We start from the raw sequence: 22,425 nt of genomic DNA, 5'->3' as shown, positions 1-22,425 counted from the left end.
CTCAAACCGGCGCCGGGGCCTGCTCCAGCAGGGTCTCCAGGCACAGGCCGTTGCGCCGGTAAAAACGTTCCAGCTCGCGCTGCTGGGGTTCTTCGCCGGTGAAGATGCGCAGGTACTCCGGGATGTAGCGCATGCGCTGCAGGGTGGTTTCCTGGGTCTTGAGGCTGATGTAGCCGATCTGCGTCAGGTAGATGCAGCGGGCCCGGGTAAAGGCCGCGTCCTCGCCCATGCCGAAGCGCTGGAACATGCGCTTGAAGGCCTGCACCCGCTGCTCGTCGGCCTTCTCCAGCTCCAGGGCCACGTCTGCCGACTGCAGGGCCCAGCTGCGCATGGCGAACTCGAACTGCGAGTCGAACAGCGCGGGGTTCAGCCAGCAGTCGAAGACATTCAGGATGGCCTCGGTGATCGACTCGGCATAGGCCTCGGAGTGGGCCAGCAAGGTGTCGGTGTTCTTGCTCTTCCACAGCCCGATCAGGGCTTCGAGCAAGGCTTCGCGGTCCTCGAAATACCAGTAGAAGCTGGTGCGCGAAAGGTTGAGTTTCTTCGCCAGGGGCATCACCCGCACCGCGTCTACCCCGGACTCCTTGAGGCTTTCATAAGCGGCGTCGAGCCAGGCCTGCAGCGAGCCTTTGTCGTTTTTGGAACTGGAGGTCGTATTTTTCATGAAGGGCATCCTAGCCCCTCCCCCAGGCCCTCGCAAGGCGCAATGTTCACTCATGTCGATTTAATTGACACAGGTGTACATTGGGTTCTATGTTGATTTCGCCTGATACACCTGCTGAGGGACGAAGATGAACCACGACCCGCTTCTGCAACCGTTCCAGCTCAAGCACCTGACCCTGCGCAACCGCATCATCACCACCTCCCACGAGCCGGCCTACCCCGAGGACGGCATGCCCAAGGCGTTGTATCGGGCCTATCACGTGGAGCGGGCCAAGGCCGGCGTGGCCATGACCATGACCGCAGGTTCTGCGGCGATTTCCCGGGACAGCCCGCCAGTGTTCAACAACATCCTGGCCTACAAGGAAGAAGTGGTGCCCTGGATGAAGGCCCTGGCCGACGAGTGCCACGAGCACGGCGCCGCAGTGATGATCCAGCTCACCCACCTGGGCCGCCGCACCCGCTGGGACAAGGGCGACTGGCTGCCGGTGGTGTCGCCCTCGCACCAGCGCGAACCGGCCCACCGGGCCTTTCCCAAGCGCCTGGAACACTGGGACATCGAACGCATCATCAGCGACTACGCCAGCGCCGCCGAACACATGCAGGCGGCCGGCCTGGACGGCATCGAACTGCAAGCCTACGGCCACTTGATGGACCAGTTCTGGTCGCCCCTGACCAACGACCTCGACGGCCCCTACGGCGGCTCCCTGGACAATCGCCTGCGCTTCACCTTCGACGTGCTCAAGGCAATCCGCCAGCGGGTCGGCAACCGCTTCATCGTCGGCCTGCGCTATACCGCCGACGAGGTGATCAGCGGCGGCCTGGACAAGGCCGACGGCCTGCGCATCTCGCAGCTGCTCAGCGAGTGCGGCATGGTGGATTTTCTCAACGTGATCCGCGGCCACATCGAAACCGATGCCGGGCTCACCGACGTGATTCCGATCCAGGGCATGCGCAACGCCCCGCATCTGGATTTCGCCGGCGAAGTGCGCGCCCACACCGGCATGCCGACCCTGCACGCGGCAAAGATTCCCGACGTGGCCACCGCGCGCCATGCCATCGCCAGCGGGCTGGTGGATCTGGTAGGCATGACCCGGGCGCACATGACCGACCCGCACCTGGTGCGCAAGATCATCGAGGGCCGCGAGGCCGACATCCGCCCCTGCGTCGGCGCCAACTATTGCCTGGACCGCATCTACCACGGTGGCGCCGCCTACTGCATCCACAACGCCGCCACCGGCCGTGAAACCACCATGCCCCACGAGATTCCCAAGGCCACCCGCAAGCGCCAGGTGCTGATTGTCGGCAGTGGCCCGGCAGGCCTGGAAGCGGCGCGGGTGGCCGGCGAACGCGGGCACCAGGTGACGGTGCTGGAAGCCGCCGACCAGCCCGGCGGGCAGATCCGCCTCACCGCCCGCTCGCCGCGGCGCAAGGAAATGCTCAGCATCATCGACTGGCGCATGGCCCAGTGCGCACGCCTGGGCGTGCAGTTCCACTTCAACACCTGGGCCGAGCCGGACACCGTGCTGGCCCACCGCCCCGACCTGGTGATCATCGCCACCGGCGGCCTGCCCCACACCGAAGTACTGGAATCGGGCAACCAGTGGCTGGTATCGAGCTGGGACATTCTTTCCGGCGACATCAAGCCCGGGCGCAATGTGCTGGTGTATGACGACGCCGGCGACGCCGCCGGCCTGCAGGCTGCGGAAGTCATTGCCCTGAGCGGCGCCCGCACCGAGATCATGACCCCCGACCGCGCCTTCGCGCCGGAGGTGATGGGCATGAACCTGGTGCCCTTCATGCGCTCGCTGCAGACCCTGGACACCACCTTCACCGTGACCTACCGGCTCAAGCGCGTGGAGCGTCAGGGCACAACGCTGATCGCCCACCTGGGCAGCGACTACGGGCCCCTGGAAAAACACCGGGAGTTCGACCAGATCGTGGTCAACCACGGCACCCGGCCCCTGGACGAGCTGTATTTCCAGCTCCTGCCGCGCTCGCGCAACCAGGGCGCGGTGGACTACGGGCAACTGATTGCCGGCCAGCCACAGAGCGTGGCGGACAACCCCGAGGGGGAATTCCAGCTGTTCCGAATCGGCGACGCGGTGTCGTCGCGCAATACCCACGCAGCGATCTACGACGCCCTGCGGCTGCTCAAGGATCTCTGAACCCGGGGCCCAGGCGCCACCAGAGCGCCGGGCCATGACCTGATTCACTGCCTCACTGTCGACCCGCACCTCTGGATTCCGGTGCTGCGGGCCCCTGCGGAGTTGCGCCATGAACAGTCGTCAACCGTTGCATCAGCCTGTGCCCCCACGCCCGCAGCCGGCCTTTCGCCAGGACCGCGCCGTCACCGACCACCGCCTGGCCCCGGTGGACCCGGACCTGCTCCAGGCCCACGCCGCCATCGACCGGGTGGCCCTGCGTCGCTACCGCCTGGAGCGCATTCGCCAGCAACTGCGCGAGCACGACTACGCCGGGGTGCTGCTGGCCGACCCGATCAACATCCGCTACGCCACCGACACCAACAACCTCGGCCTGTGGGTCATGCACTCCCCCAGCCGCTATGTGTTCATCGCCACCGAGGGCCCGCTGGTGCTGTTCGAGTTCAGCAGCAGCCGGCACAACAGCGAGGCCGTGGAGACCATCGACCAGATCCGCCCGGCGATTCCCTGGCTGTACTTTCTCGCCGGCCCAAGGGTCGAGGAAAAGGCCAGCCAGTGGGCCGGTGAAATCGCCGCCCTGATGCAGCAACACGCTGGCCACAACCGCCGCCTGGCGGTGGACCGCTGCGACCCCCTGGGCAGTGCCAAGCTGATCGGTCACGGCTTGCAGCTGTTCGACGCCCAGCCCCTGATGGAACAGGCACGACGGCTCAAGTGCCGCGAGGAAGTGGCCAGCCACCGGGTGTCCATGGCGGTCTGCGACCTGGCCATCGCGCGCATGCGCCACAGCCTGGTGCCGGGGGTCACCGAGAACCAGCTGTGGAGCATCCTCCACGGCACCAACGTGGCCCATGGCGGCGAGTGGGCCGAGAGCCGCCTGCTGAACTCCGGTCAGCGCACCAACCCCTGGTTCCAGGACGCCTCGGACAAGCCCATCGACGCCGGCGAGATGGTCTGCTTCGACACCGACATGGTGGGCCCTGGCGGCTACCTCTCGGACATCTCCCGCAGCTTCGTCTGCCCCGGCAAAGCGGTGGCGGCCGAGCAGCGCCGGCTGCTGGAAACCGCCGCCGAGCAGATCGGCCGCAACCTCGAACTGCTGCGCCCCGGCTGCTCGTTCCGCGAGTTCGCCGAGCACTGCTGGGCAGTGCCGGAACGCTACCGCCACAACCGCTACATGATGATGCTGCACGGTGTCGGCCTGGTCGACGAATACCCCAGCGTGGCCTACGCCGTGGACTTCGCCGAGTGGGGCTACGACGGCCACTTCGAGGAAAACATGGTGGTCTCGGTGGAGAGTTTCATCGGCGAGCAAGGCGCTGCCCAGGGGGTCAAGCTGGAAGAACAGGTGCTGATCACCGCCCGCGGGCCCGAGATCCTTTCCCGCACGCCGCTGCTGGATCTCTAGCACTGGCGCACCCGCCGTTCCCGGTCGTCGACCTTGTTCCGGCCGGTCCAAATGGGAGAACACCATGAACCTGAACCTGCAGACCCACGCCGCTGTTTCCGTGGCCGCCGCGACTGCGCCGCCCTTCCTGCAACTGCACGCCATCGGCAAGCACTTCGGCCCCTACCAGGTCCTGCACGAGGTCAGCTTCGAGATGGAACAAGGCCAGGTGCTGGCCATTATCGGCCCCAGCGGCTCGGGCAAGAGCACCCTGCTGCGCTGCATCAACCAGCTGGAGCCGCCCAGCAGCGGGCGGATCAGCATGGCCGGCCTGCAGATCGACGCCCAGCGCCCGCCCAAGCACGCCGAGCTGGTGCAACTGCGGCGGCGGATCGGCATGGTGTTCCAGTCGTTCAATCTGTTTCCGCACCTGACGGTGCTGCGTAACGTCAGCCTGGCGCAGGTCCGCACCCTGGGCCGCAGCCCCGCCGAAGCCGATCGGGTGTCCATGCAACTGCTGGAGCGAGTCGGCCTGGCGGACAAGGCCGGCCACTACCCGGCGCGCTGTTCCGGTGGCCAGCAACAGCGCATCGCCATTGCCCGGGCACTGGCCCTGGAACCGCAACTGATGCTGTTCGATGAACCGACCTCGGCCCTCGACCCGGAACTGGGCCTGGAGGTGCTGGCGGTGATGAAGGAACTGGCCCGCGACGGTATGTCGATGATTGTCGTGACCCATGAGATGCACTTCGCCGAAACCGTGTCCGACCGGGTGCTGGTAATGGCCGAGGGGCGGATCATCGAACAGGGCGCCAGCCAGACGGTGATGCGCCACCCGCAGAACGAACGGGTGGTGAAGTTCCTCCAGGCCGTGAGGAATCGCTGATGCTCACCGACCTGTCGCTGATGCTGCGCGGCGTGCCCTGGACCCTGGCGCTGACCGGCGCGGCCTTCGCCATGGGCCTGATCCTCGGGTTCGCCCTGTGCGCCCTGCGCCTTTCGCGCCTGCCGCTGGTGAGTCTGTGCGCAGCGCTGATCATCCTCACCCTGCGTTCGATCCCGCCGATTGTCTGGCTGTTCTTCATCTTCTTCGGCCTGGGCAGCGAACTGCTGCCGATCTCGCCCTTTGCCGCCGCAGTGCTCGGCCTCGGGCTGATCACCGCGGCGCAGATGTCGGAGGTCTATCGCGGCGCCCTGCTGGCGATCCCCCGCGGCCAGTTCGAAGCGGCCACGGTGCTCAACCTGAGCCGCCGCCAGCGCTTTTTCGACGTGATCCTGCCGCAACTGGTGAAAGTGGCGCTTCCCAGCGCCGCCACCTACGCCATCGGCCTGCTCAAGGACTCCGCCGTGGCCTCGACCCTGGGAGTGGCCGAGGTCAGCTTCCAGGCCTACGCACTGTCCCAGAAAAGCTTCTCGGGGCTGGCGGTGTACGCCACCGCGGCCCTGGTGTACCTGGTCCTGAGCCTGCCGGTGGCGCTGTTCTCGCGCTGGCTGGATAGCCGCCTGCGGCAACGGAGCGCGACATGAATCCCGTGCTGGAGATGTGGCGGCAATGGCTGCCGGAACTGTGGCCGGGGTTTGTCCTGTCACTGCAGATCACCGCCCTGTGCCTGAGCCTGGGGATTGCCCTGGGCCTGGTGCTGGCCCTCGGCGTCTCGAGCCGCTCGCGGCTGCTGCGCTACCCGGCGCTGCTGGTGGTGGAGATCGGCCGCGGGGCGCCGGCGCTGATCCTCTTGCAGTTCTTCTACTTCGGCCTGCCCTCGGCCGGAATGACCCTCAGCTCCTACTGGGCGGCGGTGCTGGCCCTGGCCTGGTGCACCGGCGCCTACACCAGCGAGATTATCCGCGCCGGCCTGCAGGCGGTGCCCCGGGGGCAACTGGAAGCCGCCGGGGTCATGGGCCTGACGCCCTTGGACAGCCTGCGTTTCGTGATCCTGCCCCAGGCCCTGAAAGTCGCCCTGCCGTCGTTGCTGGGCTTCTCGATCATGATGTTCCAGGCCACCTCCCTGTGTTTCACCATCGCCCTGCCGGAGCTGGTGAGCCGGGCCTCGTCCATAGGGTCGACGACCTTCGAATACATGCCGGTGCTGTCCCTGGCCGGGCTGATGTACGCCGCCGTCTGCGCCCCCGCCACCTTGCTGGTGGCGGCCCTGGAGCGCCGGCTGGTGCGCCACCAGCAGCACTGATGCGGCCTTTGGCCGTGCACTTTCCCACCCACGACAGGCAAGGTGAAACCATGACCCGCACGCTCAAACAGTTCTTGGCACTCTGCGTCCTGCTGCTCATCGGCAACGGCGCCTCGGCGGCCACCTGCGAACCCGCCCACCGCTTCGAGACCCTGACCCCCGGCGTGCTCAGCGTGGCCGCCTGGGTGTTCCCGCCCTACTCCATCCCCGGGCCTGACAACCAGCTCAGCGGGGTCGATGGCGAGATCATCAAGCTGATTGCCGCCCGCGAATGCCTGCAGATCAAGGCCACGGTGGTGGACCCGGCGGCGGTGATCCAGTCGGTGATCGCCCGGCGGGCCGACGTGGCCATCGGCGACTGGTACCGCACCGCAGCGCGCAACAAGGTGCTGGGGCTGTCGGCGCCGCTGTACCTGGACATGATGGGCATCATCTCGGCCCAGGGCCTGAGCACCCCGGCGCAACTGGAGGGCAAGCGTGTTGGCACGGTGCAGGGCTACCTGTGGCAGGCCGACCTGCAGAAACTCCTGGGCAGCCAGTTGGTGCTCTACCCGAACCCGGTGGCCATGGCCCAGGACCTGATGGCTGGGCGCCTCGAAGCGGCGGTCGACAGCTACGCCGTGGCGATGGCCTCCCAGGGCAAGGGCGCCTATCCCGGGCAGGTGGTGAAAGTTGCCGAGGCCGATGCGCGGGTCCAGGCGACCTTGCAACCGGGGCAGGTGGCGTTTCCCTACAGCCAGCGCAACAGCGCCCTGGGAGAGGCCTTGAGCGCCAATATCCAAGCCCTGCATGCATCGGGGGAGATTGCGCGGATTCTGCAGCAGTTCGGCTTGAGTGCCGAGGCAGCGCAGGTGGGAGAGGCGCGCCTGGTGCCTTGAGCCAAGGGAGCAAATGGCGGCGCTCTGGGGGCGGGGGCGCCTGCTGGTCGGGCACGGGAAATTGCTGCCTGCCGCTCGGTTGGCCGAGGCACCGGTGGCTAGAACCTGAATCTCGCGGCCGGTGGGCGGGGTTTGGCCGGTGCTGCGGTCAGGGCTACTTGGGGTGCGCTGTTACAGCGGCTCACTGTTGAACAGCGCAAACGAGGCAAAACGCTTTGCCCCGGCAGGAGGCCGAACGCAGGCCAAGCCAACACAAGTCCCGCGCTACACCTTCTACCCCCCTTTCCCGCCAAAAAACGCCCCCACCTCAAGGCATTTCGCCACTAATGCAAAATTCACTAGACATGTAGCATCCATTACATAAATATCATTTAGACATTTTATGAAATAAAAACGACATCCCGTGTCCAAGGCGCCCCGATGCCCTCTCTACGAGACCTGATCACCGACCCCGCCCTCGAGCTCACGCCCTCCGAGCGCAAGGTGGTGCGCGCCCTGCTCGACCATTACCCACGCAATGGCCTGGGCCCAATGTCACGCCTGGCAGAACACGCCGGGGTCAGCGACCCGACCATCGTCCGCCTGGTGAAAAAGCTCGGGTTCAGCGGCTACGGCGAATTCCAGGAAGCCCTGCTCAGTGACATGGACGACCGCCTGCGGTCCCCCAGCACCCTGTTGCACCCCCGCGCCCAAGTGGCCCAGGGCGACACCTGGGGCCGCTACCTGGCCGACAGCCAGCGCGCACTGCAAGACACCCAGGCCCTGACCCAGCCCGAAGACATCCGCGTGCTCATGGACTGGCTGCTCGACAGCCGCCATCAGCTCTACTGCTTCGGCGGACGTTTCAGCAGCTTCCTCGCCCATTACCTGCTTAACCACCTGCGGCTGATGCGCCCGGGCTGTTTCTTCCTTGAAGACAACGCGCAACTGCCGGACCGCCTGTTCGATGTGCAACGCCAGGACGTGGTGCTGCTGTTCGACTACCGCCGCTATCAGTCCCAGGCCCTGCGGGTGGCCAGCGCCGTCAAGGCGCGCAATGCCCGGGTGGTGCTTTTCACCGATATCTACGCCTCGCCGCTGCGGGAACTGGCGGACCTGATCATCAGTGCCCCGGTGGAATCCCTGTCGCCATTCGACACCCTGGTGCCGGCGCTGGCCCAGGTCGAGGCATTGATTGCCTGCCTGACCCCGCGCAGTACCCATCTTGATCAGCGCCTGGAGGGTGTCGATGCCCTGCGGGCGGAATTCGCTACCCACGTGCTGGAGGAAAAATAAGGATGTTCAGCCTGCCCCATCGTTCGCCCCGGGACTTGCCCTTCGTCGTCGATCACACCGCGCTGCTGCTGGTGGACATGCAGCGCGCCTGGCTCGAACCGCAGTTCGACCCGCACCTGCAAGGCCCCGAGGGCGAGGCATTTCTCAAGCGCGCCCGGGAGGTGGTGATTCCCAATCAGCAAAAGCTCCTGGCGGCGGTGCGTGAAGCCCGGCAGAACGTGCTGCACACCCTGATCGAAAGCCTCACCGCCGACGGCCGCGACCGCTCCCTGGACCACAAGCTGTCGGACATGCATTTGCCCAAGGGCAGCCCCCAGGCGGCGATCATCGATGAGCTGACGCCGGTGGAAAACGAGATCGTGCTGCCCAAGACCTCGTCAGGGGTGTTCAACTCCACCAACATCGACTACGTGCTGCGCAACCTGGAAACCCGTCACCTGATCATTGCCGGGATAGTCACCGACCAGTGCGTGGACATGGCGGTGCGCGACGCCGCCGACCGGGGCTACCTGGTGACCCTGGTGGAAGATGCCTGCGCCACCTACGGCGACACCCGGCACCAGGCCTGCCTCAACGCCATCAAGGGCTACTGCTGGATCACCGACACCGCCACCGTGCTCGGCCGCCTGCGGGAGATCCGCGGGTGAGCCGCGGCCAGGGCATCGAGGCCCTGACACCGGTGGCGATGACCAGCATTGTCACCACCGACCTGATCGGGGTGACCCGCGGGCGCTCGTTTCCCAGTGATGAGCTGGAGCGCTATCGGCTCGGCGGCTGCGGCTGGGTGCCGGCCAACAGTGCCCTGACCCCCCAGGACCTGATCGCCGAGGACAACCCCTGGGGGGCCTATGGCGACCTGCGGCTGATCCCCGACCTCGACAGCCGGGTCAGTGTCGGCGCGGGCCCGGATGCCTCGGCGCCAGCGCTGGACTTCATCCACGCCGATATCTGCGAGACCGATGGCCAGCCCTGGGCCGCCTGCCCGCGCACCTTGCTGCGCGCCGAGGTGGAGCGCTACCGCGAGCTGGGGATCCAGGTCACTGCGGCCTTCGAACACGAATTCAACCTCGACAGCGGCAGCCAGCCAACCGAACACCTGGCCTTTTCCCTGGAGGCCCAGCGCCAGGGCGCGGCCTTCGGTGGCTGGCTGCTGGCCGCCTTGCGGGCCGCCGGGGTCGAGCCGGAAATGTTCCTCCCCGAGTACGGCAAGCAGCAGTACGAAATCACCTGCCGGCCGACCCAGGGCCTGGCCGCCGCCGATCGGGCGGTGAACGTGCGCGAGATCACCCGGGAAATCGCCCGGCAAGCCGGGCACCGGGTCAGCTTCGCGCCCAAGACCGCCGAGAACGCAGTGTGCAACGGCGTGCACCTGCACCTGAGCCTGCAGGACCTGGAAGGCGAACCGCTGCTCTACGACGCCCACGCGGTGAGCGGCGACGACCTGTCGAACCTCGGCCAGCACTGGGCCGCCGGGGTGCTCAAGCACCTGCCGGCGCTGTGCGCCTTCACCGCGCCCACGCCGATCTCCTACCAGCGCCTGCAGCCCCATCACTGGAGCGCCTCCTACGCGTGCCTGGGCCTGCGCAACCGCGAAGCCTCGCTGCGCATCTGCCCCACCGTGACCATCGGTGGCAAGCCCGCGGCGCCGCAGTACAACCTGGAGTTCCGCGCCCTGGACGCCACCGCCTCGCCGCACCTGGCCATGGCGGTGATCCTGATGGCCGGACGCCTGGGCATCGAGCAGAAGCTGGCGCTCAACGCGGTGACCGACAAGGTCCCCGATGAGCTCAGCGCCGAACAGCGCCGGGCCAGCGGCATCGTGCCGCTGCCCGGGACCCTGCCCCAGGCCCTGGAATGCCTGCGCAGCAACACGGAGTTGCTGCAGCTCTTGCCGGCAGCGCTGCTGGCCACTTATTTCGCCGTCAAACAAAAGGAAGTGTCCCTGACCCAACACCTGAACGCTGCCCAACTCTGTGAGCACTATGGACACCTGTACTAAATCCGCCGAGCTGGGGTTGTATTCCGAGCCGGCCTATCGCCTGTTCCGGGAAGACTCCGAGCATCCGCTGATTCTGGTGTGCGAACACGCCAGCCACTACATTCCTCCGGCCCTGCACGACCTGGGCCTGGACCCGGTGGCGGCGCGCGAGCACATCGCCTGGGACCCGGGCGCCCTGGAACTGGCCCAAAGCCTGTCCCAGGCCCTGGGCGCGACGCTGATCGCGGCCAACTACTCGCGCCTGCTGATCGACCTCAACCGCCCGCGGCATGCCCCCGACAGCATCCCGCTGCAAAGCGAGATCTATCAGGTGCCGGGCAACCAGCAACTGGACGAGGCCACCCGCGAGTACCGCCGCCAGCAGCTGTTCACCCCGTTCCACCAGCGCCTGCAACGCATCATCGACCGGCGCCTGGCCCAGGGCCGCGAAGTGCGGGTGGTGGGGATCCACAGCTTCACCCCGATCTACTACGGCCAGCCGCGTTCGCTGGAGGTCGGCGTGCTGTATGGCAGCGCCACCGACTACGCGGCGCGAATCCTCGAAGGGCTGTGGAGCCTGCCGATCAAGGTCGCCGGCAACCAGCCCTACGAGATCGACCCGCTGAGCGACATGACCGTGCCGGTGCACGGTGATGCCCGTGGCCTGGCGTCGGTGCTGATCGAGGTACGCAACGATCTGCTGCGCACCCAGGAGGCAGTGCAGCACTGGAGCGATACACTGGCGCCGCTGCTGTAGCCGCTGGTGCAGGAAGGTTTCACCGGCGCGCCCCGAAGGACTCACCCGGCGCGCCAGAAAAGCTGTTTGCAGGACCGGTACAACAACTAGAAAAACCGCTGTGGTGTGTCTTTAAACCCTGCCAGGTTCAAACACGAAAGCGCGGCCCGCGGTGTCAATGACGACCCCCAAGGCCACGCCTTTACCCACTAACACAGGCTCAAGGAGAACAGCTTCATGGAGATTGAAGAATTCGGCTACAAACAGGAACTCAAGCGTGGGCTGAGCCTGCGTGACCTGGTGGTCTACGGGATGATTTTCATGATCCCCATCGCCCCGTTCGGGGTCTACGGCTACGTCAACCAGGAAGCCCCGGGCATGGTGCCCCTGGCCTACATCATCGGCATGGTGGCGATGGTCTTCACCGCCCTGAGCTATGGCGCCATGGCCCGGGCCTTCCCCATCGCCGGTTCGGTCTATTCCTATGCCCAGCGCGGCCTCAACCCCCATGTCGGTTTTCTCGCCGGCTGGCTGATGCTCCTGGACTACCTGCTGATCCCGCCGCTGCTCTATGTCTACGCGGCCATGGCCCTCAACCACCTGTACCCGGAAGTGCCCAAGGTCGGTTTCATCCTGGCGTTCCTGGTCAGCGCGACCTTCGTCAACCTGCGGGGCATCACCTTCACCGCGCGGATGAACATCCTGTTCCTGCTGGCGCAACTGGTGGTCCTGGGGATCTTCCTGTTCTACGCCTGGAATGCCCTGCACGGTGGCGCCGGCAACGGCCAACTGACCCTGGCGCCGCTGTACAGCCCGGAGAATTTCCACTTCGGCATGCTGATGCAGGGTGTGTCGATCGCGGTGCTGTCGTTCCTCGGCTTCGATGCCATCTCCACGCTCGCCGAAGAGGTCAAGGGCGACCCGGGCCGCAGCGTCGGCCGCGCCGCGCTGATCACCCTGGTGGTGATGGGCGCGATCTTCGTGGTGCAGACCTGGATCGCCACTGACCTGGCCGCCGGCATGGGCTTCAAGTCCGCCGACACCGCCTTCTACGAGATCGCCGAACTGGCCGCCGGCAGCTGGCTGGCAACCCTCACCGGGGTGGCCACGGCACTGGCCTGGGGCGTGGCGGTGGCCATCACCTCGCAGGCCGCGGTGTCGCGCCTGCTGTTCGGCATGGCCCGCGACGGCAAGCTGCCCAAGGTGCTGGCCAAGGTCCACCCCAAGCACAACACCCCGCACATCAGCATCTACCTGGTGGCGGTGCTGTCGCTGCTGATCTGCTACCTGTTCATCAACTCGGTGGACACCCTGACCTCACTGGTCAACTTCGGCGCCCTGAGCGGCTTCATGCTGCTGCACATCACCGTGATCAACTTCTACTGGCGCCGGCAGAAATCCGGCCAGGTGGTGCGTCACCTGATCTGCCCGGTGATCGGCTTCGTGATCGTCAGCGCCATCATGTACAACATGGGCGTGGACGCGCAGAAACTCGGGGCCATCTGGATTCTCGCCGGGCTGGTCTACCTGTTCCTGCTGAACAAGCTGGGCAGCGGCGCCGCCCTGCCCGATCCGCTCAAGCAATAGTCGCACCCGCGCGGCGCCCGACGGCGCCGCGCCACCCCGGAAGCGGCCAGCAAGAGCCGCCCCGGGAACAGGCCGCAGGATGCCGCGGCCGTGGAACTGCGTGGTCACCGACAGTGATGTCTGGCCGCTTTGCCTCCAAGGGCAAAGCGGCCCTCGATACAGGAGTACACCCATGCTGGCCTTGCGTCCCGTGGCGTTATCCGATTTGCCCCAACTGCGGCGTCTGGCCCGCGAACGCCTGCTGGGCGTGACTTCGCTGGTGGACGACGAAGCCTACCTGCGAGAGAAGATCCTCGATTCCGAGGCCTCCTTTGCCAAGACCGAGGCCAGCCAGGGCCCGGAAAACTATTTCCTGGTGCTCGAGGACCCGCACAGCGGCCAACTGCGCGGCTGCTCGGACATCCTCGCCACCGCGGGGTTCTCCAGCCCCTTCTACAGCCTGCGCAACCGGCCCTTCATCAGCAGCTCCCGGGAACTGAACATCCAGCACGGGGTGCCGACCCTGTCGCTGTGCCAGGACCTCAGCGAGCAGACCCTGCTGCGCAGCTTCCACGTGGACCCGGAGCTGGAGGGCACGCCCCTGGCCCAACTGACCTCGCGGGCGCGCCTGCTGTTCATCGCCGCCCACCCCCAACGCTTCGCCGACAGCTGCATCAGCGAGATCGTCGGCTACAGCAACGACACCGGCGAGTCGCCGTTCTGGGCAGCCGTGGGCCAGCACTTCTTCGACCTGCCCTATGTCGAGGCCGAACGCCTGTGCGCCTTGCAGGGCCGTGGCTTTCTCGCCGAACTGATGCCCCAGTACCCGCTGTATATCCCGATGCTGGCGCAACCGGCCCAGGACTGCATCGGCCGGATTCACCCCGATGCCCGGGAAGCCTGCGACATCCTGGTCGACGAGGGGTTTGCGCCGACCCAGTATGTCGACCTGTTCGATGCCGGACCGACCCTGCAGGCGCGCAATAACCAGCTACGCTCGATCATCCAGAGCCGCGTCGCGATCTGCCACCTGAGCCCCCAGAGTGGCCAGGGCCGGCACTGGTTGCTGAGCAATGAGCGGTTGCAGGGGTTTCGTGCCATCGTCGCCCCCCTCGACGAAGCCCCCGGCGATGTGGTCGGCCTGGATGCATCGATGCTGCAGGCCCTGCAACTGACCCCGGGCGAAGCGGTGCGGGGCGTTGCCCTGTGAACCGCGGGTCACTACCGTCCCGGCGTCGCCACTGCCCGGGAACGCGACAAGGAGTTGTTCGATGATCGTGCGTCCGATCCGCCTCACCGATCTGCCGGCGGTCCTGAACCTGCTGGAAGGCAGCTGTCGTGAGCTGAACAACCTCTCCTCCGAGCCCGAGCACCTGGCCCATCGGCTGCGCTGGGCGCAACGGGCGTTCGCCGGCCAGGTGGAGCGGGCCGACGCCGACTACCTGTTCGTGATGGAGGACGACGAGCAGCAGGTGATCGGGGTCTGTGGCCTGAGCGGCGCCATCGGCCTGCGCGAACCCTGCTACAACTACCGGGTCGGCACCACCCATGGCAGTGCCCCGGAGCTGGGCATCGAGAAACAGATCCCGACCCTGTTCCTGTGCAACGAGATGACCGGGCAATCCCAGCTCTGCTCGCTGTACCTGCGGCGCGACCAGCGCCAGGGCTACACCGGCCGCCTGCTGTCCACTGCGCGCCTGCTGTTCGTCGCCGAGTACCCTGGCTTGTTCGGCGACAAACTGGTGGCCGAACTGCGCGGCCAGCTCGATGACCAGGGCCGCTCGCCGTTCTGGGACAGCCTGGGCCGGCACTTCTTCAAGATGGGTTTCCAGCAGGCCAGTCGCCTGTCGAGCCTGGGCAGCAAGTCGTTCATCGCCGAACTGATGCCGCGCCAGCCGCTCTACACCTGCCTGCTCAGCCCCCAGGCCCAGGCCGCCATCGGCCAGGCCCACGCCAGCACCGAGCAGGCCCTGAACATCCTGCGTGACGAAGGTTTCAGCCATCAGGGCTGCATCGACATTTTCGACGGTGGGCCGCTGATCGAAGCCGAAGTGGCCAAGGTCCGCAGCGTGCGGGAAAGCCAGGTCCTGCCCCTGCGGGTAGGCAGCCCGGACGACCAGGCGCCGATCTGGCTGATTCACAACCGGCGCCTGGAAAACTGCCGCATCACCGCCGCCCCCGGGCGCCTGGTCTCCGGCAGCCTGCTGGTGGACCGCCTGACCGCCAAGCGCCTGCAACTGCAACCGGGGGACACGGTGCGGGCGGTTTCGCTGCTGGCCTGCCCTGCGCGCCACGCGACCCAGGCGCAGCTCCACCTGACGCCAGCCACCAGAGGCTGGACCACCCGCAACGCGGCCCTGGTCCAGGACCCGGCATTGCTCTAGCCCCGGGCTCGAGCCACGCTCGCAGACACAGGCTGCGCCCAACAACCCCGGCGCTCTCACGGGCCATGGCGCCGCGTCCCCCGGGCAGCCGCTCCGCGAGGCGCGCCGCCGGATTGCCACGGCCGCAATCCGCCAGCCCCAGCCACAACGGCTTGCAGCCGACCGGCGTTCATCCCCGGCCCCCGGCAACACCTGCATGCAAGTGCAACGTTGACGAAGCTGTGGCGCAATGTTCAGATGCCGCCCAGTTTCAGGTGCCTCATGCCGCCGTGCATGAAGTGAAACGGGAAACCGGTGAGCCCTTTGCGGCAAGTCCGGTGCTGCCCCCGCAACGGTAAGCGAGTGCTGCATTCAACAGGCCACTGTACTTGGGTATGGGAAGGCGAATGCAGCGAGCCTCGTGAGCCCGGAGACCGGCCTGAAGCCTGTGTTTGGCAATCCTGCGGTGGGCGGGCATGGGCCGGTATGGTCTCGTGCGCGTGGCCGATACCTTCTCCTGCATGCTTCCCGAAGTCACCTTCGAGAAGACCAAGAATGACCACAATCGATACGTCCCTTGTGCGCACCTGGCGCACCCCTGGCCACTCCCTGAGTGGCGCCTTGCTCGGCTGCCTGTTCAGCCCCCTGCTCCTGGCCGATGACGGTCCCCTCAGGCTTGAACAGCAATTTGTTTCCGCGCCATCGGTGGAGTCCACCACCGTCGCCGAAATGGCGAAATTCGGCAGCAAGGTGCAGATCATCGAGCGCCAGCAGATCGAGCGCGCCGGCCCCAGCAGCGACATCACCCGGGTCCTGCAGATGTACGTGCCGGGCCTGTACGTGGCGCCCAAGAACGGCCCCTTCGACTACGGCACCTACTCGCTGCTGGGCGGACGCAACGACGACACCCTGATCCTGCTGGACGGCGTGCGCCTGAACAACCGCCTGTACGGCGGCCTGTACCTGGACACCCTGCCGGCCAACGCCATCGAGCGCATCGAAGTGCTCAAGGGCGGCCAGAGCCTGCTGTTCGGCACCCAGGCGGTGGCCGGGGTGATCAACATCGTCACCCGCAGCCCGCAAACCCGCGAAGCCTCGGGCGAGGTCAACCTGGGCCTGGACAGCTTCATGGGCAGGAGCGGCGATGCCCGGGTGGAACGGATCGTCAGCAACGGCTTCGGCGACCTGGGTCTCTTGGCCTATGTCAGCCACAACGTCTCCGATGGCTACCAGCCGTTTCGCAACAGCGCCTACAGCGCCAGCACCCGGGACAAGAAACGCGCCTATGAGGTGAGCACCTTCGGCGCCAAGGCGATCCAGGGTTTTGCCGACGACTCGCGCCTGGAACTGTTCTACCAGTACAGCGATGCCAACCTGGATTTCGCGCGGGCGGTGAACAACAAGAAGACCACCAACGACCGTATCCAGCAGATCGCCACCGCGACCTTCGAACAGCACCTGGACGAACGCTTCAGCTACTTCGTCAAGGGCCATGTCAACGACTGGGACACCCGCTACACGCGGATCAACAGCACCGAGACCGGCGCCACCAAGGTGATCAACCACAACGACTACTGGGGCTTCACCGACTGGGGCCTGCAGGCCGAGGGCAAGGCCGAACTGGACGGCGGCCACGTCCTGGTGTTCGGCAGTGACAACCAGTGGTTCAAGGGCCAGGACGATGTGCTCAAGATCGACGACAAACAGGCCCGGGCCAGCGCCCTGTACACCCAGCTGCGCCCGGTGTTCGAGGCCCTGCCCGACTGGCACCCGAGCCTCGGCGTGCGCCACGAGAAGATCAGCGGCGGCGAGAGCGCCACGGTGGGCATGCTCACGTCGTTGTATGAGCTCAACGCTAACTGGCAACTGCGCGGCCAGTACGGCAGCGCCTTCAAGCTGCCCAACGCCGAGCAACTCTACGCCAACGAGGACGACGAAAAGGGCAACCCCGACCTCAAGCCGGAAAAGAGCGTCAATGCCGAGCTGGGCCTGGACTACAAGGGCAGCCTGCTGGCCGGTGAGTTCAACGCCAGCGTCACCGCCTACCGGCGCAAGATCGATGACTTGATCGCCCTCGATGGGATTCACTTCGTCAACGGCGAGGCACAGGTCAGGGTCCGCGGTATCGAAGCCGACGGACGCTGGCAGTTCAGCCCGCAGTGGAACCTCTCGGCGGACCTGACCCGCAACCTGGTGGAGTCGCGCAACGGCGTGACCTTGAGCAACATCCCCGGTTTCTTCGCCCGTTCGCGCCTGGGCTTCGAGTCGCTGGACCGGATGTGGGGCGTGGGCGGCGCGATCCGCTACATCGGCCAGATCGACAGCCCAAAGAAGGTCGACTACGGCCACTACTCGGTGGTGGATGCCGACGCCTACCGCTACCTCGATGGCCCCCAGCGACATCGCCTGAGCCTGCTGGTGGAGAACCTGCTGGACCGCGACTACGCCACCAGCATGACCAGCACCTCGCCGGCGGTGGACAACCTCGGGCGCCCCTTCACCACCGAAGTGCGCTACACCTACCGCTTCTGAGGCCGACCGACATGCATGAAGACTATCAACGGGTGCTGTTCGTCGGCCCCGGCCTGCAAGGCGGGGCCTTGGGCGAGGCTTTTCGCAAGGCGCTCAAGGCCCTGTGCGGCGAGGGCGAAGCCCCGCGGGTGATCGACACCCTGGACGGCTTCGACAGCCTCTGGGCGGCCCTGGACGAACCCTTGCCCGGGAACGGCGCGGCGCTGCTGGTGGTGGACCTGGAACCCACGTCCGACAGCGCCTACCTGGACTGGCTGCGCGATGAACTGGGGCGCCTGGCCCAGGCCCACCCCCAGGCGCCCAAGCTGTGGGTCACCGCCCAGGCCCTGGGGCGTCGCGGGCTGGACGCGGCGCAGGCCTGGGCCAGCATCGGCCAGCGCGAGCGGCACCTGCCGTGCGACAACGTCAATGCGGTGGCCAGCGACCCGGACTGGTCCCGGGTGCCGCCCCATGCCCGCCAGGTGTTTCTCTGCACCGGCCCGCGCTGCGTGCGACGCGGTGCACTGGCGCTGTGGAAGACCCTGCGCCGCGAACTGCTGCGCCTGGATCTCATGGAGAAACCCGGCGGCGTGCTGCTGACCCGCACCGCTTGCCAGTTCCCCTGCAACCTCGGGCCAGTGCTGACCGTGCACCCCGACGGCTGCTGGTACCGGGTCAGCGACGACAGCCAGGTACTGCGCCTGGTGCAGGGCCATCTGCGGGAGGGTGAAGCCGTGTCGGACCTGCTGATCCCGTCCCCCTACGCCGGGGCTGCGGATGCCTAGACCGATACTCGGCGCCCTGTTCTGGCTGGCCTGCCTGCCGGCCCTGGCGGACAGCTATGAGAACTGTGGCCGGAGCTGGCACCTCGAGCGGCCGCCGCAGCGCATCGTCGCCCTCAACCAGCACAGCGCCGACCTGCTGCTGGCCCTGGGCGCCGGCCCTTCGATGATCGGCGTCGCCTACCTCGACGACGATGGCCAGGCCCAGCGCCAGGGCCAGTACCACGGGGTGCCGGTGATCTCACGCCAGTACCCCTCGGCCGAGGTGCTCTACAGCTTGAAGCCGGATCTGGTGGTGGGCGGTTTTGCCTCGGCCTTTCCCGACAACTTCAGCTCCCGGGAACGCCTGGGGGCCATCGGCGTCGGCAGCTACCTGCTGGAGTCGGCCTGCGCCGGGCATGACCAGGATTACTTCGGGCATATCCGCCGCGACCTGTCGACCCTGGGCCGCTTGCTGCACCAGGAAGACCGCGCGCGGCAACTGATCGCCCAGATGGATGCCGACCTTGCCGCGGCGGCAACCCTCTACCAGGGCCGCACGGCACCCTCGGTGTTCTACCTCGACAGCGAAGTCAATGGCCTCGTCAGCCAGGGCCAGCGGGGCTTTGTCGGGGTGCTGCTGCAAGCCGCCGGCGCGCGCAACCGCTTCGCCGACCTCGACCGCCCACGCCTCGTGGTGGACAGCGAGACGCTGTTGGCCAGGGACCCTGACGTACTGCTGCTGGCCGACGCCCTGTGGTCGCCGGCCGCACGCAAGCGCCAATTGCTGCACACTGACCCGGTGCTGTCGCGGCTGCGGGCAGTGCGCGAGGAGCGGCTGATCGACATCCCCTTCACCCGACTGGTGCCGGGCATCGCCAGCGGCCGCACCGCCCTGGAACTGGCCCGACGCCTGCACCCCGCCCTGTAGGAGCCGGCTTGCCGGCGAAGGGAGCACCGCCAATCCCACGGCATCCCTCCCGACGCCTTCGCGGGCAAGCCCGCTCCTACCCACCACACCGTCCGTAGGAGCCGGCTTGCCGGCGAAGGGAGCACCGCCAATCCCACGGCGTCCCTACCGACGCCTTCGCGGGCAAGCCCGCTCCTACCCACCACACCGTCCGTAGGAGCCGGCTTGCCGGCAAAGGGAGCACCGCCAATCCCACGGCCCCCCTCACAGATGCTTTCACCGGCAAGGGGCAGGCCTTACAGAGGGTTCAACACTCGGCGCGAAGGCGACTCCGGCGGATGGCAGGTGACGTTGTTGCGGCCGCCGGTCTTGGCCGCGTACAGCGCCTGGTCGGCGTCGTTCAGCCAGCCCATGGCGTCCCCGTGCTCGGGATTGAACGCCGCCAGGCCGATGCTCAGGCTGACCTGCAACGCCGGACTCTGCTCGTAGCCCAGGGCGCCGAAACGCCCGCGCAGGGCTTCCATCAGTTCGGCGGCATGCTCCAGGGGCACGTCTGGCAGGATCACGCAGAACTCGTCGCCACCGTAGCGTCCGGCCTGATCGCTGGCCCGCAGGTTCTGCCTGAGGATCCTGCTCAGCTGGCGCAGCACCACGTCGCCCGCCACATGGCCGTAGGTGTCGTTGATGGCCTTGAAGTGATCGATGTCGATCAGGGCAATGGCGCCGCCCTGGGCCTGGCGCCGGCAACGCTGGAACTCGATCTCCAGCTGATCCTTCCAGGCCCCGTGGTTGAGCAGCCCGGTCAGGCTGTCGGTGCGGCTCAGGGCCAGCAGCTCGCGCTTGTGCCGGCCCAGGGTCACCGCCTGCTGGTAGCAGATATAGCCCAGGGAAAGCGGGTACAGGGTCAGCATCGGCAGGCAGGCATACACCTGCATCGGGCTGCTCTGGGTCACGAATGACACGCCGAACAGCCACAGGGCGATAGCGATGCCCAGAGCCTGGGCCGCGCAGCCGGCGAAAAAGAAGCGCACCCCGCCCAGCGCCATGTTGTGCATCGCCATCATGCCCAGGGTGGTGGTGGTCGGCAGCGGGTTGAAGTGCATGGCCGCCACCCAGAAGCCCCCCATCAGCGAGTCCAGCAGCAGGTTGCGGTGCTCGGCGCGAAACGGCACCCGCGCCAGACGCGCCCATTGGTAGGCCAGGTGCGGCCAGACGAAGGCATTGAACAGCATCAGGCCCCAGACCCAGGGGGCCGGTTGCAGCGCCAGCATGCCCGCGCCAACGCAGAGAAACCCCAGGGCCAGGCCCAGGGTTCGTGACTTGTAGAGCCTCCTGGCCAGTGACAGTCCCTTGCCTGCGGTGTACGACGCAGAAACCAAGTCGCCTCCGTCCCGCGCTGGAAAAGAAGTTGGATCGAATGGGTAGGAATCAACCGGTGAAAGTCTATCAGCCCTCATTCAAAGCGCCATCACCGCAAATGCCCCGCGCCCTCTGCGCGCGACCGTTGCTCGGAAACGCCCTGCCCCCTGCGCTGCATTCATTTGCAGAATGAAGTTCAGAGGAACTTTCGTTTGTCAGCCCCTCCCGGGCCCAGCAGAATCGAGACCGACCCGCTCCTCTCACGCCTCGATCCACTGCCACGGGAACCCTGTCCATGAGCAACCAGCGCTTCGTCAGTCCTGACCTGATCCGCCAGGGATTTTCCCGGGCGATGTCGGACATGTACCGCGAGGAGGTGCCCCTCTATGGCGCCCTGATGGAACTGGTGGCCCAGGTCAATGCCCAGGTCCTGGAACAGCAGCCGGCCATTGCCCGGCAGTTGCAGCACAGCGGTGAGCTGCAGCGCCTGGACCTGGAGCGCCACGGCGCGATCCGGGTCGGCACGGCCGAGGAACTGGCGACCCTGGCCCGGCTGTTCGCGGTGATGGGCATGCAGCCGGTGGGCTACTACGACCTGACCCCGGCTGGGGTGCCGGTGCACTCCACGGCCTTTCGCGCGGTGCACGAACAGGCCCTGCAGGTCAGCCCCTTCCGGGTCTTCACCTCGCTGCTGCGCCTGGAACTGATCGACAACCCCGAGCTGCGCCAATTTGCCGAACAGGTACTGGCCCGACGTTCGATCTTCACGCCCAAGGCACTGGAGCTGATCGACCAGGCTCAGGCCCAGGGCGGCCTCGACGCGGACGCCGCGCAGTGCTTTATCCAGGAAGCCCTGGAGACCTTCCGCTGGCACCACCACGCCACGGTGACCGCCGCCCAGTACGCCACCCTGAGCGCCCAGCACCGGTTGATCGCCGATGTGGTGGCCTTCAAGGGCCCGCACATCAACCACCTGACCCCGCGCACCCTGGACATCGATGACGTGCAACGGCTGATGCCTGCGCACGGCATCACCCCCAAGGCGGTGATCGAAGGTCCGCCACGCCGGGCCTGCCCGATCCTGCTGCGCCAGACCAGCTTCAAGGCCCTGGAGGAAGCCGTGGCCTTTGTCGACCAGGAGCACAACCAGGGCAGCCACAGTGCCCGCTTCGGCGAGATCGAACAGCGCGGCGCGGCCCTCACGCCCAAGGGGCGGGCGCTCTACGACCAGCTGTTGAACGCCGCCCGCGATGCCCTCGGGGACTTCCCCAGCGAGGCCAATGCGCAGCGCTACGAGCAGTTGATGCAAGAGCACTTCGACGCGTTTCCCGACAGCCACGCCGCCATGCATGAACAGGGCCTGGCCTATTTCCGCTACTTCGTCAGCGAGGCGGGGCTTGCGGCCCGTGCCGAACCCGCGCGCCCCACCTCCCTGGAAGCCCTGCTGGCCGCCGGGCACCTGGGCTTCGAGCCCCTGGTGTACGAGGACTTCCTGCCGGTCAGCGCCGCCGGGATCTTCCAGTCCAACCTGGGGGATGACAGCCAGAGCCACTACGCCGGGCAGTCCAACCGCCAGGCCTTCGAAACCGCCCTGGGCCGCAGCACCCTGGATGAGCTGCAACTCTACGCCCAGGCCCAGCAACGCTCCCTGCAGCAGTGCGCCGCCACCCTCGGCCTGCCCGCGCTGTAG

19 protein-coding genes and 1 riboswitch are annotated in these 22,425 nt (G+C 66.9%); of the genes, 17 read left to right on the top strand and 2 right to left on the bottom strand.

The window, feature by feature from the left end; all coding sequences use genetic code 11:
* Position 1: 1 nt before the first annotated feature.
* Positions 2-664, bottom strand: a complete 663-nt coding sequence (locus tag U873_RS0123960; RefSeq protein WP_025130660.1) for a TetR/AcrR family transcriptional regulator — start codon at positions 662-664, stop codon at positions 2-4.
* 127 nt (positions 665-791) lie between these two features.
* On the opposite strand from U873_RS0123960, the gene U873_RS0123955 reads away from it, so the two are divergent.
* The 16 genes from U873_RS0123955 to U873_RS0123880 all read left to right on the top strand — a co-directional run bounded on the left by U873_RS0123955 (position 792) and on the right by U873_RS0123880 (position 19,397).
* Positions 792-2,828, top strand: a complete 2,037-nt coding sequence (locus U873_RS0123955) for an NADH:flavin oxidoreductase (protein ID WP_025130659.1) — start codon at positions 792-794, stop codon at positions 2,826-2,828.
* 109 nt (positions 2,829-2,937) lie between these two features.
* Positions 2,938-4,233 (top strand): Xaa-Pro peptidase family protein, encoded by a 1,296-nt coding sequence (locus tag U873_RS0123950; protein ID WP_025130658.1) that lies wholly within the window; start codon positions 2,938-2,940, stop codon positions 4,231-4,233.
* A gap of 64 nt (positions 4,234-4,297) precedes the next feature.
* Entirely contained in the window at positions 4,298-5,098 is an 801-nt protein-coding gene (locus tag U873_RS0123945) for an amino acid ABC transporter ATP-binding protein (RefSeq protein ID WP_025130657.1), read from the top strand.
* Complete coding sequence (locus tag U873_RS0123940; RefSeq protein ID WP_025130656.1) at positions 5,098-5,739, top strand: amino acid ABC transporter permease; 642 nt, start codon at positions 5,098-5,100, stop codon at positions 5,737-5,739. Before U873_RS0123945 ends, U873_RS0123940 begins: the two co-directional genes overlap by 1 nt.
* Complete coding sequence (locus U873_RS0123935; RefSeq protein WP_025130655.1) at positions 5,736-6,398, top strand: amino acid ABC transporter permease; 663 nt, start codon at positions 5,736-5,738, stop codon at positions 6,396-6,398. Before U873_RS0123940 ends, U873_RS0123935 begins: the two co-directional genes overlap by 4 nt.
* A 50-nt stretch (positions 6,399-6,448) precedes the next feature.
* Positions 6,449-7,276 carry a transporter substrate-binding domain-containing protein gene (locus U873_RS0123930; protein WP_025130654.1) on the top strand — a complete coding sequence of 276 codons (828 nt, stop codon included), beginning with the start codon at positions 6,449-6,451 and terminating at the stop codon, positions 7,274-7,276.
* A gap of 420 nt (positions 7,277-7,696) precedes the next feature.
* Positions 7,697-8,551 (top strand): MurR/RpiR family transcriptional regulator, encoded by an 855-nt coding sequence (locus U873_RS0123925; protein ID WP_025130653.1) that lies wholly within the window; start codon positions 7,697-7,699, stop codon positions 8,549-8,551.
* Between the two features lie 2 nt (positions 8,552-8,553).
* The gene (locus tag U873_RS0123920; protein WP_025130652.1) at positions 8,554-9,198 is read left to right on the top strand and encodes an isochorismatase family cysteine hydrolase; all 645 of its coding nucleotides are present in this window, start codon (positions 8,554-8,556) and stop codon (positions 9,196-9,198) included.
* The gene (locus U873_RS0123915; RefSeq protein ID WP_029978607.1) at positions 9,195-10,550 is read left to right on the top strand and encodes a glutamine synthetase family protein; all 1,356 of its coding nucleotides are present in this window, start codon (positions 9,195-9,197) and stop codon (positions 10,548-10,550) included. The genes U873_RS0123920 and U873_RS0123915 overlap by 4 nt, the downstream gene beginning before the upstream one ends.
* Positions 10,534-11,286: an N-formylglutamate amidohydrolase gene (locus U873_RS0123910; RefSeq protein ID WP_025130650.1), complete on the top strand. Its 753-nt coding sequence runs from the start codon at positions 10,534-10,536 to the stop codon at positions 11,284-11,286. Before U873_RS0123915 ends, U873_RS0123910 begins: the two co-directional genes overlap by 17 nt.
* A 216-nt stretch (positions 11,287-11,502) precedes the next feature.
* The gene (locus U873_RS0123905) at positions 11,503-12,852 is read left to right on the top strand and encodes an APC family permease (RefSeq protein ID WP_025130649.1); all 1,350 of its coding nucleotides are present in this window, start codon (positions 11,503-11,505) and stop codon (positions 12,850-12,852) included.
* A 172-nt stretch (positions 12,853-13,024) separates the two neighbouring features.
* Positions 13,025-14,041: an arginine N-succinyltransferase gene (locus U873_RS0123900; RefSeq protein WP_025130648.1), complete on the top strand. Its 1,017-nt coding sequence runs from the start codon at positions 13,025-13,027 to the stop codon at positions 14,039-14,041.
* Positions 14,042-14,102: 61 nt separating this feature from the next.
* Positions 14,103-15,215, top strand: coding sequence for an arginine N-succinyltransferase (locus tag U873_RS0123895; RefSeq protein ID WP_025130647.1), 1,113 nt, complete (start codon positions 14,103-14,105; stop codon positions 15,213-15,215).
* 235 nt (positions 15,216-15,450) lie between these two features.
* Positions 15,451-15,652: riboswitch (cobalamin riboswitch) on the top strand.
* A 97-nt stretch (positions 15,653-15,749) separates the two neighbouring features.
* The gene (locus U873_RS0123890; RefSeq protein ID WP_029978604.1) at positions 15,750-17,726 is read left to right on the top strand and encodes a TonB-dependent siderophore receptor; all 1,977 of its coding nucleotides are present in this window, start codon (positions 15,750-15,752) and stop codon (positions 17,724-17,726) included.
* Between the two features lie 11 nt (positions 17,727-17,737).
* Positions 17,738-18,490 (top strand): ferredoxin, encoded by a 753-nt coding sequence (locus U873_RS0123885; protein ID WP_025130645.1) that lies wholly within the window; start codon positions 17,738-17,740, stop codon positions 18,488-18,490.
* Complete coding sequence (locus U873_RS0123880) at positions 18,483-19,397, top strand: ABC transporter substrate-binding protein (RefSeq protein ID WP_025130644.1); 915 nt, start codon at positions 18,483-18,485, stop codon at positions 19,395-19,397. Before U873_RS0123885 ends, U873_RS0123880 begins: the two co-directional genes overlap by 8 nt.
* A gap of 275 nt (positions 19,398-19,672) precedes the next feature.
* Here U873_RS0123880 and U873_RS0123875 read toward each other — a convergent pair whose 3' ends face one another.
* Positions 19,673-20,755 (bottom strand): diguanylate cyclase, encoded by a 1,083-nt coding sequence (locus U873_RS0123875; protein ID WP_029978603.1) that lies wholly within the window; start codon positions 20,753-20,755, stop codon positions 19,673-19,675.
* Between the two features lie 275 nt (positions 20,756-21,030).
* On the opposite strand from U873_RS0123875, the gene U873_RS0123870 reads away from it, so the two are divergent.
* Complete coding sequence (locus U873_RS0123870; protein WP_025130642.1) at positions 21,031-22,425, top strand: VOC family protein; 1,395 nt, start codon at positions 21,031-21,033, stop codon at positions 22,423-22,425.

The organism is Pseudomonas sp. PH1b, assembly GCF_000633395.1.
Lineage (GTDB): Bacteria > Pseudomonadota > Gammaproteobacteria > Pseudomonadales > Pseudomonadaceae > Aquipseudomonas.
The sequence above is the reverse complement of the archived record's forward strand: the minus strand, read 5'-3'. Positions and strand labels throughout refer to the sequence as shown.